Annotated in this window: 11 protein-coding genes; 4 read left to right on the top strand and 7 right to left on the bottom strand. The window is 39.7% G+C overall.

Features of this window, described 5'->3' with window-relative positions; all coding sequences use genetic code 11:
• Positions 1 to 199: 199 nt before the first annotated feature.
• Positions 200 to 586 (bottom strand): hypothetical protein, encoded by a 387-nt coding sequence (locus tag GXP67_RS20245; protein ID WP_162444813.1) that lies wholly within the window; start codon positions 584 to 586, stop codon positions 200 to 202.
• Positions 587 to 744: 158 nt separating this feature from the next.
• Between GXP67_RS20245 and GXP67_RS20240 the strand changes: the two genes are divergently transcribed.
• A complete protein-coding gene (locus GXP67_RS20240; RefSeq protein WP_162444812.1) occupies positions 745 to 1,521 on the top strand; it encodes an NUDIX hydrolase in 777 nt (258 codons plus the stop codon).
• Positions 1,522 to 1,538: 17 nt separating this feature from the next.
• Here GXP67_RS20240 and GXP67_RS20235 read toward each other — a convergent pair whose 3' ends face one another.
• The 5 genes from GXP67_RS20235 to GXP67_RS20215 form a co-directional block, all read right to left on the bottom strand.
• Positions 1,539 to 1,982, bottom strand: coding sequence for a SufE family protein (locus tag GXP67_RS20235; protein ID WP_162444811.1), 444 nt, complete (start codon positions 1,980 to 1,982; stop codon positions 1,539 to 1,541).
• Positions 1,983 to 1,984: 2 nt separating this feature from the next.
• Positions 1,985 to 3,226 (bottom strand): aminotransferase class V-fold PLP-dependent enzyme, encoded by a 1,242-nt coding sequence (locus GXP67_RS20230; RefSeq protein ID WP_162444810.1) that lies wholly within the window; start codon positions 3,224 to 3,226, stop codon positions 1,985 to 1,987.
• A gap of 159 nt (positions 3,227 to 3,385) precedes the next feature.
• A complete protein-coding gene (locus GXP67_RS20225) occupies positions 3,386 to 4,948 on the bottom strand; it encodes an NHL domain-containing protein (RefSeq protein ID WP_162444809.1) in 1,563 nt (520 codons plus the stop codon).
• 183 nt (positions 4,949 to 5,131) lie between these two features.
• Positions 5,132 to 5,758 carry a hypothetical protein gene (locus GXP67_RS20220; RefSeq protein WP_162444808.1) on the bottom strand — a complete coding sequence of 209 codons (627 nt, stop codon included), beginning with the start codon at positions 5,756 to 5,758 and terminating at the stop codon, positions 5,132 to 5,134.
• Positions 5,759 to 5,762: 4 nt separating this feature from the next.
• A complete protein-coding gene (locus GXP67_RS20215) occupies positions 5,763 to 6,356 on the bottom strand; it encodes a hypothetical protein (RefSeq protein WP_162444807.1) in 594 nt (197 codons plus the stop codon).
• Between the two features lie 426 nt (positions 6,357 to 6,782).
• Here GXP67_RS20215 and GXP67_RS20210 point away from each other — a divergent pair, with 426 nt between their 5' ends.
• Positions 6,783 to 7,874, top strand: coding sequence for an ISAs1 family transposase (locus GXP67_RS20210; protein ID WP_162441340.1), 1,092 nt, complete (start codon positions 6,783 to 6,785; stop codon positions 7,872 to 7,874).
• A gap of 555 nt (positions 7,875 to 8,429) precedes the next feature.
• The gene (locus GXP67_RS20205; RefSeq protein ID WP_162444806.1) at positions 8,430 to 9,236 is read left to right on the top strand and encodes a hypothetical protein; all 807 of its coding nucleotides are present in this window, start codon (positions 8,430 to 8,432) and stop codon (positions 9,234 to 9,236) included.
• A gap of 239 nt (positions 9,237 to 9,475) precedes the next feature.
• Here GXP67_RS20205 and GXP67_RS20200 read toward each other — a convergent pair whose 3' ends face one another.
• Positions 9,476 to 10,792, bottom strand: coding sequence for a PAS domain-containing protein (locus tag GXP67_RS20200; RefSeq protein ID WP_162444805.1), 1,317 nt, complete (start codon positions 10,790 to 10,792; stop codon positions 9,476 to 9,478).
• Positions 10,793 to 11,562: 770 nt separating this feature from the next.
• Here GXP67_RS20200 and GXP67_RS20195 point away from each other — a divergent pair.
• Positions 11,563 to 11,994 (top strand): helix-turn-helix domain-containing protein, encoded by a 432-nt coding sequence (locus GXP67_RS20195; protein WP_162441276.1) that lies wholly within the window; start codon positions 11,563 to 11,565, stop codon positions 11,992 to 11,994.
• Positions 11,995 to 11,997: the final 3 nt, after the last annotated feature.

The raw sequence follows: 11,997 nt of genomic DNA, 5'->3' as shown, positions 1-11,997 counted from the left end.
AATGGTAGTCTGCCATGATTGCCTGCATTGTACGGATAAGGTGAGGTTTTTTCAGGCAGTTCGGTGATATAAGATATGAAAGTTAAAAAATAATGGAATAGCATAGCTGGTTAAGCGATTGAATTCACAAATATGTGTAGCTATGCTAACAAGAATGTAGCTTGTATTATGGCAATTAGACAGAGAAACCCATGAAATTTTACTTCGCTTTTGTGCCTTCCATATTGAACATGTCCATAATACTTCCTTTTACATTGGTGTCATCTTTCTTTTCCAGAGAAAGGTATACCTCCATACCTTGTTCCTGGGCAATAAAATAAGCAGTGAGCTTATTGGCAGCAACATTAATTTTAGTAAAAGGTGTTCCTATCTTATTGGTAGCAGGATCAATAATTCCTCCGGAAAGTTTACCATCTTTTTTGTCAAGCTGGATAATCATATTGGTATCACCTTGAGGGAGGCCAAAGGCTGTCACATTCCAGGTACCTACAAAATAATCTTCCGAAACGGTTTGTGCCTGCGCGTTTGTAGCAAACAACACAACAGATAAAAAGCAAAAGAAGAAAAGAGCGCTTAATGTTTTCATAAGGGATGAGGGGTTGATAGAAATTAATTTAGTTAAGGATTGAAGAAATGATGTGGATTACTAATAATTAAGTTTATATTGTAAATTTTACGGAATAAAGGTAAGAGTATTTTTTATATTTCGTAAATTTTACGAAATATATTTTTTACCTTTGAGATATGAACTCATTAGAAGAAGTAACTGACTTTGTAAAAAACGGCCATAAACACTATCTACCTCATATAAGTATAGACAATGTTATATTTGGTTACCACGACCAGCAACTCAAAATTCTCCTCCTTAAATGGAAAGGATTGAATGGATGGGGGTTGCCTGGAGGTTTCATTAAGCGCAGAGAACCATTAAGTGAGGCTGCACACCGGATTTTAGAGGAAAGAACGAGTTTAAGTAATCTGTTTCTGCAGCAATTTGAGGTCTTTGGCGATTCGCCTTACCGGGTGAAGGAAAGAAATCCTAAAGATTTTAGAGATAAATTTGGCCTGGAAGTGGATGAAGATAACTGGTTATTTGAGCGTACCTTATCAATTGGGTTCTTCGCGTTAGTAGATTATTCAAAAGTGAGTGTGACAACAGACTTTTTTACGGAAGATTACCAGTGGTGGGATGTAAATGAGGTGCCAGATCTTTTATTTGATCAGAATGAAGTAGTGGATAAAGCTTTGCTCACCTTACGGCTTCAAATCTATCACCAGCCTATAGGTTACAATCTATTGCCCTCAACATTTACCCTACCGGAAATTCATACTCTTTATGAAACCATCTTAGGAAAAGAATTAGATCAGCGAAACTTTAGTAAAAAGCTCACAAACCTAGGACTAATTAAAAAACTGGATGAAAGACGTAACATTGGTCCCCATCGTGCACCCTATTTATATCAGTTTGAGAAAGAGACTTATGAGGAAGCATTAAAAGAAGGCATTGTCCATACGTATTAAAAAGCAGATACACAACATTATCTATCAGTCTGGAGCATATGCGTTGCTGCTAGTTTATTTGTACTGTCTTTTATTTGATTTATCATGGCTGCAAACCCATTGGATCGTTCACTGCCAATAAAACGTTCCAAACCGCTTCCTTGCATAAAGGAAATGTCGGCCTCTTCAACAGCTTTCAGAAATTGCCCATTTAAAATCCGGATCAACAAGCTTATTAGTCCTTTGGTAATGGCTGTATTACTATCCGCATACAAATACACCTGTTCCTTGTCTGATACAGTTGCCAGCCATACTTTTGAATGGCAGCCTTTGATGAGATAAGCTTCTGTTTTGTAATAAAGAGGCATTGCAGGTAATTGCTTTCCTTGTTGTATGAGATAAAACAATATTTTTTCAACCTCTCCATTGAGCCCGGAACATTCACCGATGATTTCCTGCTGAATTTCAAGAATAGTTCTCATCTTTACTTCAATATTTTACTAATTTTCTCAAGCATGGCTGCCAGTTTATCAATTTCAGCCAGGGTATTGTACAGAGCAAAGGAAGCCCGTATAGTTCCGTCCAAACCTAATCTTTGCATTAAAGGTTGTGTGCAATGATGGCCAGTTCGTACAGCAATTCCATATGCATCCAGCATCTGGCCTACATCAAAGCAGTGAACTCCATCCATGATAAAAGATACTATTCCTACTTTTTCTTTAGCCCTGCCCACTAATTGAATAAAAGGCAAAGCCGATAACTTTTCCGTACAGTACGCTAACAGTTCTTGTTCATGGGCCACAATAGAAGGGGTTCCTATCTTCTGTATAAACTCGATGGCATACCAGAATGCTACCACATCAGCAATGTTAGGGGTTCCGGCCTCAAATTTATAAGGAAGATCATTATAGGTAGTATGTGCATAGGTTACTTCCCGGATCATTTCACCTCCTCCCTGATAAGGAGGCATTCGCTCTAGGAGAGCTTTTTTGCCATACAGCACGCCTATGCCTGTTGGGCCATATAATTTGTGAGCAGAGAGACAATAAAAGTCACAATCAAGTTCCTGCACATCTACCGCAAGGTGTCCGGCTGCCTGAGCACCATCAATTAAAATTACAGCGCCTGCCTGGTGCGCCATCCGGATCATTTCTTTGACTGGATTGATCGTACCCAGGGTATTGGAAACATGCGCCAGGGCAACCAGTTTTGTACAGGGCGAGAGCATTTTTTTATAGGCATCTACATCTATTTCACCTGCATCAGTTATGGGAATAACCCGAAGCGTTGCCTTTTTCTGCTGGCATACCCATTGCCAGGGAACAATGTTGGCATGGTGCTCAAGCGCTGAGATCATAATTTCATCGCCCTCCCCAATAAAAGTGTGGCCATAGGAGGAAGCTACTAAGTTGATGGCTTCCGTTACTCCCCTTACAAAAATAATTTCCTCTGTTTGCTTTGCATGCAGCAATGACCTGACGCTTTCGCGGGTTTGCTCAAAGGCACTGGTTGCTTTTTCGGCCAGGGTATGAATGCCCCGGTGGATGTTGGCATTGTAGCCCTGATAATAGTCCACTAAGGCATCAATTACTTGTGTAGGTTTTTGGGTGGTAGCTGCATTATCCAGATATACCAGGGGATACCCATTCACTTTCTGATGCAAAACCGGAAATTCTTTCCTGATGGCTTCTGTATTAATAGCAAGTTCTTGTTGAGAGACATACATGGTGGTAAAATTTATTCAGATTGTATCTGTTCAAAAAATCCTTCGCCTGTATACTGTGGGAAAGAAAAGCAAAATAAGCTTCTTCCTGTGTTCATCTGATTCACTGTACTAACCAATCTCGAAAACAGATAAACCAGATTTAAGCACAAGCAGGTGCCCTTATTGAATCGTACGGATGCGGTGATTAAGCCGGTCGGCTACATATATTTTACCTGAAGCATCTATGGCAATCCCTGTTGGTTTATTGAAACGGGCAATTGTGGCATTACCATCAGCAAAACCTGCAGGAATAGTTCCGGCCAGGGTACTGACACTACCAGTAGAGGTAATTTTGCGGATTCGTTGGTTATCTGCATCCGCTACATACACATTTCCTGTAACATCTACCGCAATTCCCGCCGGCGAATCAAACCGGGCCTCTGTACCATTGCCATCAGCAAAGCCGGACGAACTGCCTGCTATTGTACTCACAGTACCAGTAGCAGTAATCTTGCGGATACGGTGATTTCCCAAATCAGCTACATATACATTTCCTGAAGCATCTACTGCTATGCCTGTAGGCCGGTTAAACTGGGCGGCTGTACCTACACCATCTGTATTACCGAAGGTGCTGCCAGCCAGCGTGCTTACCGTTCCTGTAGGAGTAATCTTGCGGACTCTGTGGTTAATATCATCCGCTACATACAAATTTCCTGAGGCATCTACTGCTATCTCTTTCGGAAAATTAAATTGAGCAGAAACTCCATTTCCATCCGCAAACCCGGCAACACCACTACCGGCTATGGTACTTACAATTCCGGCAGGCGTAATCTTACGGATTCTATTATTCACTCCATCCGCTACATACAAATTGCCTGAAGCATCTATTGCAATACCTCTGGGAGAACTAAACTGGGCAGCGCTTCCATCTGCAAATCCGGCGGTGCCGCTACCAGCCAACGTAGTTACTGTACCACTCACTGAAACCTTGCGGATGCGGTGGTTTTCTGCATCTGTGACATAGGCATTCCCCAGAGCATCTACTGCTATTCCAATAGGCTGAAAAAACTGAGCAACAGTACCAATACCGTCAGCAAAACCGAAAGCACCGCTGCCAGCCAGGGTAGTAACGGATGAGGATTGATATACAAAATCCTCGGTGGAGGTAACGGTCTGGGAGCCTACCTGTACAGTAATTTTACCAGTGCTGCCTCCGGCTGGCACATTCACTGTCAGACTGGTAGGCGTAGATGCCGTCAGTTGAGCTAGTGCACCATTGAATTTTACTACGTTATTAAAAGCGTTCGCAGAAAAGTTAGTACCGGTAATAGTAACGATAGTGCCAGCGGTACCTGAAGTGGGAGAAAAGCTGGTAAGCGTTACTAATGATACGGGCTGAGTAACTGTGAAATCACTGGCAGAAGTAGCAATCTGAGTACCTACTTGTACCGTAATTTTACCACTGCCTGCACCTGCCGGTACACTTACAATCAGGGTAGTAGTGGTAGCGGATGAAACAGTGGAGGTTGTACCATTGAATTTTACTACATTACTGGCTGTGGTTGCAGAAAAATTGGTACCGGTAACTGTTACATTAGTTCCTACTGCACCCGAAGTAGGAGAAAATCCGGTTAGCGTAGGTGATGAGATAAACTGTGTGCCTGGATCATCACTTTTTTTACATCCGCCCCACAAAAGAGTAAACAGAAAACTCAGTACAAATAAATAGAATGCTTTTTTCACGAATTGAAAAGGTTAGAATATTTTTAGAAAAACCAGAATGATGAAATTAGGCTGCCTCAAAAAGATGTTTGAACGATACGCTTATCAATTCTCACCATGCACCAAACCTGCAAGCATCCGGATACGCTATAGATGTTATTAATCCTTCTCCGTTTGTCTGGCTGATCAGAATATATACACATTTCAAGACCCCATCCCGGCATACCAGCCATCTTCTCCAATGGCATGCACGCGGGCAAAGAATGAAACTTCATGACGGTTTCCACCTTCCCGGTCCGGATTGATTAATGCCAGCGTATTGCAATCCAATTGATGGATAATACCTCCTGACCTGCCGTAACCGGAGCCTCCAACTTTATCTTTTGTAAGTAGCGTGAGAAGAAGGGAATCTCCCTGAAAAGGAGTAGCAAGCTGACTCACAGACCAATTGCCCAGATAGAAAACGTCATATTCTTTCCAATGAACAACACCTGGCCCATTTCCGCAAAAATTGCTTTCATCAGGAGCTGGAATAGAATGCAGTTCCCACGTATTCCGATGATACTCACCCTCTTTGAAAAATTGTAACACCTCATCCTCAAATACAAAAAAGGTTTTGAACCGCATCTTTACAAAAGCAGAAGGATTGTTGGCACACTGTATATTGTAGGAGGAGACCCCATCAATACAACACCCATTAATAAATTGCCCCCCGGCACCCCATTTTTTGTTATGATCATTATAAAATAGGAGCTTATTGTTATTTACATCTTCTATAAGCGTGAGGTCCCACTGCCAGTATTGCCCATCGGGAAGAACCAGTCCACACATAGCATCATTGGGATTTATACATTTGATCCTTTATTTTAACTGGCCTGGTAGTTTGTCCAAGTGTTTGTCCATTTTCGCCATACGGAATAATTGTCACATCAAAAATAAAAGGTGCACCTGCCGGAGGCACTCCGAAAATATCTTCGAGGCCATCATGGTCAACACCAACCAGAACAACGGATACTGAATCATCATCTGCCATTTCCGGTATTTCAGGTACGTCATAAAAATAGGTTGCCAGACTACCGCCACCAACCATACTATGCACCTGTATATAAACTCCGGCTACATTTTTAGTAGTATCCTCATGCAGAAATTTGATAGGCCCCTTTATTTCGTCCATCAGGTAGAGCGTATCTTTGAGAGATATTTTCAGCGAGGAACTACCGCTGTACACCGGACTTTTACCCGGTTTTTTTGTGGCACCTAAAAACCTGAGGTGGTCAGAAAAAGTATCCAAGTCTGCTACTGAAATGGTATCAGCAGGATTGTCATTTTTGGGTTCAGTTTCAGATTCATCCGACTTACAGGCAAAGATGAAAAAGATACAAATCAGTAATAGACAGGAAAATAAACTAATCAGCCTTACTTTTATCATTATTCTAAAATTGTAGTGGTTGCTTAGTAAAAATAGTGTTAGGCAGTTAATAAGGAATTTCCACTTCACTTATGGCCGTTTTCACTTCACAAGTGGAGGTTTATAAAACATAAGTGGTTTAAACCTATGTTTCAATCATTTTGTAGATCGCCCGCAAACAATGGCTTAATGCCGGAAGAAGGATAAAGTGAGGCTGTTTATTACTAACTAATGAATATCCATCAGCAAAATTATGCGCAACTGATAGAGGTTAACTGACATTTCAAACAGTTCATATTCGAGTTAATGTATTGCATGAGTCACTATAGTTTGAAAACTGTAGGATACTACCTTAAAATAAACAGCTGATAGTTTATGATGTAGATATTTTATATAGGGTTTCCGCACCAAAGATAGAGAAAAAGGAAAGAGGGGCTAACTTTGTGCATGGAACTTAAAAAGATACTAAACAAAGTAGCTGATTTTCGGGTGCAAGGCCGCTGCTTACATCTATTAGCAGATATTTTAGGCTTAGTTTTATGTGGGGTAATAGCCGATTGTGATGACTTTGACGAGATAGCAGATTATGGCAAAGATAATACAGCGTTTCTGCAGCAAGAACTAGGATTAAGTTTTGTTAATGGTATACCTTCTGCTGACACTTTAAATCGGGTGATCAGACACCTGGATAGCCATAGTTTGGAGCAATGCTTCAAAGCGTGTGTAGCTGGCTTCTCCTTAGCAGGCAAGCAGGTATGTATAGATGGCAAAGAATTGAGAGGTACTATACCTGCAGGCAAAAAGCATGCTTTGGTTCGTATGGTCAATGTATGGGTAGAGGAACATAGCTTAAGCTTTGGACAAGTAGCCGTAGAAGCCAAGAGTAATGAGATTACAACTATTCCTGCTTTATTAGATACCCTTGATTGCAAAGGTAGTATCATTACTATAGATGCTATTGCTTGTCAGCAGGCAATTGTAGAAAAGATCAGGGATAAGCAAGCCCATTATGTGATTGCCCTAAAGGCTAATCAAGGTGTACTCTATGAGCAGGTAGCCCATTTTATGCAAATCAATAAGTCTGCTCTCGCTTTTAATCAGCAACTAGATAAAGCCCATGGCAGAGGAGAAGAACGTAGGGTATATATTGCTCAATGCATTGATTTGGTAGAGGAAAAGGAAAAATGGCAGGACTTACATACTTTAGTCATGGTAGAAAGAAAACGCATTATAGCAGGCAAAAAGCAAGAACAAACCCTGTTCTATATAAGCAGTTTAACAGATACAGACCCTGCCTTGTACAGCCGCTACATAAGAGGCCATTGGGCGATAGAGAATGGCTTGCATTGGCAACTAGATGTTACCTTTAGGGAAGATGAGGCTAAAGTCAGGAAAGATAAAGGACCCATCAATCTGCATCTGATTAGAAAGTGGTCTTTGCATCTGCTCAAAAAAGAGCCTTCTTGCGTGAGTGTCAAACGGAAAAGAAAAAAAGCTAACAGAGACACTAATTTCCTGTTAGCTATTCTTAAAACTTAATATTTAGTGCGGAAACCCTATATTTTATACGGAATGCACATTTTTATGTGAAATACATTGTCACTTCCCTTGTTCAATATAAGTACGCTCAAAAACAGGCTGCCCAACATATAGTGTGGTGAAATACATTATTTCTGAAAACCCTGCTGAACTTTGGCTATGTGGATAGAAAAAAATGGCATATAGGAGGATTATCCATTTACATCTGCGTTGAAATATTTCGCTATTTACTACCCATTCTTCTTCTCTATTAGTATTAAACGCTTGCTTAGTTTCTAGAAACTTACAATGCTTAGAATTTAAAGCAATTAAGGATAACAAATTGCTGTTTTTACTGGATTTTTAATATTCAGTATCCTGTTGCTTTACAGCCTTTTATGCCAAATAAGAAAAAGTATCCCTACGGCATTATTATTCAATTTTACATTAAAAATGTAGGGTATAAACCTGGCTGAAATACCATTAAAAGGTTTCAAGCTTTGTTGGCTTTCGCGGCAGTAATAAAAGTCTTTAAAAATGTCAGAAGTATAAACAGTTTCAAACTAGATAAGCAAAATGGCCCGAAAGATATTTTTTTCCTTAATAATTCCTCTCTTATTGGGGAGTTTGCTGATTATATGGGAACAACTTACGAAGTATAATTTTCGTTTTTTTGGGGCCATTATCTTGTTCTTTGTATTGGCTATACTGGTAAGTTTAGTGGCAAAACGGAAAATCAAAAGAAATTACCTGCCTGTAGTCATTACCTTTATGGTGCTGACAATAGGTATCTCATTACTGATTAGTCCCAATCCATACGTTTTATGGCAAACCTGGCTAAAGGTTAAAAAAGACTCGCAACCAAGCTCCCTCCAAAGCATAGATTCAAAAAGAGAATATCAGCTGGTATATCTTGATGATGCACGCACATTGCCAGATGCCATCACAAAACGGATATTTAATTTTAAAGGTAGCTATAACGGATCAAGAGCAATGGTACCCCTGGTAAATAAAGAATACCAATCGGGCGATAGTATAAAAGCGTATGCTGCCTTTTCTTCCTATGTGGGTGACATGGATAATGCAGGATGGTTTATATTGGATAAGGATGAGGAAGATTACCAGAATGATTGGCTAACCGACCGGGTTGACAACGCTTTTTTAATAAAGGATACTGCAAAAATTGCCGTTTTTACTGAAATGATGCATCAGTTGAACGATAAGCACAGCCTGATGGCTGCTTCTCAAAAAGAATTTGTTATCCTTAATTATCCTCAGGCTGATTTGGGCTATGTAGCAAAAAAGATCCGACAGATAGGAATACTATTGATAGCTTTACTTCTTATAGTAGATGTTCGGGCAATAATTTCTAATAAGCCGTAGAATAATTGCATGCAGAAAATGGATATTCATCGTTCATATCAAATCTACCAAACTGCATGCCTGTACTCAAGATAAAGCCATAGAGAAAAAGCTACTATTCACTTATATAGGGATACAATTTGCCGTAAAATCTCCATATTACCCAGGTAGAAGTTATATTTAAGTCGTGCGAAAAACACTCACTATTGCTCCGGTAGAAGTGCCTGGTAGTACATAGACCAGACAACTTATGGTACTATTTATTTTTTAGTATCGCTGTCATTTGATGCAGTATTTCCTTGGTATTCATTTACAAAGATCGTTAGATCACGTGTTGCCAGATCTAGTTGTTTACAGGAGGCTATTAACTGTTGAGACACATAATTTATCTCAGCAAATTCAATTGCATCTTTATTCAGCAGGTCAGTAAGCCCTATGATACGGGCAAGAGGCCCCCTTACTTCATGTGATGTGCGAAAAGCAACTGACTCAAGTGCACTTATGGCTTTAAGATTCTGTTCCTCCAGTTGTTTACGTTCAGAAATAGATAAGGCTAATAGCAAAAGATAGGGTTGCACCTCCGGTTGGGCTTTAACAGGAATAACCACCATATCTACCCATAAAAAAGATTCCGCTTTTGTTTTAATCTTTACTTCGCCCCGCCAGCTCTGGCCTGTATGGACAATATGTAGTATATGTTCAAATGAAGTTTCGTGATGGTCTTCTATGGTAAATAGCTGAAAGTTGCGGTTGATTAATTCCTGCGAAGAAAAGCTGGTTGCTTCTGTTAATGGATCGTTCACCCTTATTATATGGCCAGTCCAATCGGTAGTGGCAGATAAAAGATTTATATTAATGGCATCCAGGTACGCTTGCAGTTCGGCGCTTTGCTGCTTTACCCTTACATCCAATTGTTCAGAAAAAGTAAGCAACTCTTCATTCGATGTTTTTAATTTTTCATTTACAGATTTAACTTCCTCATTGGCAAGACTAAGGCTTTTCGAATAGGTATCGATCAATGAACGCAGCGCAAATGACTGGGCCATAACAGCAAAACCGGAGAGAAACATCAGCGCATTCTGAACGAAAATATATGGTACCGAAGGATCGGCAACAAATGAATGTGTAGCATCAAACCATATATACACGCTATAGCATCCAAAAGCCGATAAGAAAGCAAACAGCACACTAAATGGCCTGTCAAAAACGCTTACCGAGCAGCAGCCAATCGCAATCAGTATGTATTCTGTTCCTGTACGCCTGTCAGCTATGGCAAGCATCAGTATCAAAAACAAAAGACCATAAATAACTACAATCCTGGCTAGTGTATATTGTGCTTTTGAATTGAGGTAAAATACCAGTGAAAGTATGGGTAGAATTGCCAAGCCTTGTAATGCACTATATGAGCCGAGCATTGTAAAAACTATTACAAAAAATAGAGTTAGAATAATACCCATGAACAGAAATGCATTCAGGGCAAATAACTTCATTTGCTGAGTATAATCCATTGCTGGATTAAAACCTATGCGAAGGGCTGTTTGCCATAAATTTAGTAGTTGCGATTTTATGTTAGCCATGTAATACAGGTAGAATTGCTTCTCATTCACTTACTTTTAGTTTTGCCTGAAAATAAGGCACTATCACAATGTTAGATTTTATTTTCCTACCTGTGAGTCTATACCAATCAGGCAAGCACATGGGTTTCAGTATTAACCTGCCATACCTCGGATTGCCCTGTTTACAGATTATTCATGGAAACAGCATTTGAGTAAACAAATTTCAAAACGAGTCCATTCACCTTCCCAGGAAGTAAGCTCAATAGTTCTACCTATCTTATGAATTACTTCCCACACAATATATAAGCCCAGCCTGGTAAAACATCTGAAAGATATTTTACCAGGCTTTCCCCAATACCGATTCTATTATCACTTATTTCAATGATAGCCTGATGGGGCAAAATTACTTATATCGATCTTAAAATACAGGTTTTCTTTTGTAAAATCCGCATACTGGATGGCACTTGCCTGTAAGTTATTTGGAACAATATTGATCCTTTTGGGCCTGTGGAGAAAGAATTGGCTACTGTAGGAAGAGGAATGTTCTCTAATATTCGGTCGTACTATTCCTTGTATAGTAACTGCTCCAGTGATTGTTCCGGTAAGTTGTCAAAATAGATGGCCTTCCGGCAAACTTCCAGGTTGGAGTTGCGGGAAATAGTAGTGAGCTATTATAATGAGGCAAAAGGTGAACGTAAATAAGGTGAGGCTTTATAAATAAACTATCCAATTCACTAGTAAGTAAGAGTACACAATTAAGTATAAGATTTTGGCAAATTGTATCTTTGCTTATGCGTTATATCAAGAAGATTACAGACAAGCAAAAACAAGACTTAGAGAAGATTCATAAAGATAGTAAAAGTTATCAGGAACGTAACCGTTGCCAATGTATACTGTTATCCAATCAAGGCTATCAAGTACAGAAGTTAGCAAGCATTTTTCAAGTAAGTCAGTTAAGTATTTATAAGTGGTTTGATCGCTTTGAGAAAACAGGTGTGGTAGGGTTAAAGAACCAAAAAGGGAAAGGCAGAAAACCCATCCTTACTACCAGTAATGCTACCCATGTTGAAGTAGTGGAAAATAGCATAGAGAAAGAAAAACAACAACTTAAATTAGCTAAGCGAGAGATAGAAGCTAAATTAGGCACGGCTATGAGTGAGATGACCTTGAAGCGGTTTTTAAAAAAATTGACTACCGATGGAAACGTTTCCGTAAATGGATAAAGC

Origin of the sequence: Rhodocytophaga rosea (assembly GCF_010119975.1) — a bacterium.
Lineage (GTDB): Bacteria > Bacteroidota > Bacteroidia > Cytophagales > 172606-1 > Rhodocytophaga > Rhodocytophaga rosea.
Note: the sequence above shows the minus strand (reverse complement) of the source record. Positions and strands in the feature narration are given on the sequence as shown.

Bases quoted from the DNA above. Each gene is read 5' to 3' on its own strand.
- GXP67_RS20215 (WP_162444807.1), bottom strand. From the start codon at position 6,356: ATGATAAAAGTAAGGCTGATTAGTTTATTTTCCTGTCTATTACTGATT.
- GXP67_RS20195 (WP_162441276.1), top strand. From the start codon at position 11,563: ATGCGTTATATCAAGAAGATTACAGACAAGCAAAAACAAGACTTAGAG.
- GXP67_RS20210 (WP_162441340.1), top strand. From the start codon at position 6,783: ATGGAACTTAAAAAGATACTAAACAAAGTAGCTGATTTTCGGGTGCAA.
- GXP67_RS20230 (WP_162444810.1), bottom strand. From the start codon at position 3,226: ATGTATGTCTCTCAACAAGAACTTGCTATTAATACAGAAGCCATCAGG.
- GXP67_RS20220 (WP_162444808.1), bottom strand. From the start codon at position 5,758: ATGTGTGGACTGGTTCTTCCCGATGGGCAATACTGGCAGTGGGACCTC.
- GXP67_RS20235 (WP_162444811.1), bottom strand. From the start codon at position 1,982: ATGAGAACTATTCTTGAAATTCAGCAGGAAATCATCGGTGAATGTTCC.
- GXP67_RS20245 (WP_162444813.1), bottom strand. From the start codon at position 586: ATGAAAACATTAAGCGCTCTTTTCTTCTTTTGCTTTTTATCTGTTGTG.
- GXP67_RS20200 (WP_162444805.1), bottom strand. From the start codon at position 10,792: ATGGCTAACATAAAATCGCAACTACTAAATTTATGGCAAACAGCCCTT.
- GXP67_RS20240 (WP_162444812.1), top strand. From the start codon at position 745: ATGAACTCATTAGAAGAAGTAACTGACTTTGTAAAAAACGGCCATAAA.
- GXP67_RS20205 (WP_162444806.1), top strand. From the start codon at position 8,430: ATGGCCCGAAAGATATTTTTTTCCTTAATAATTCCTCTCTTATTGGGG.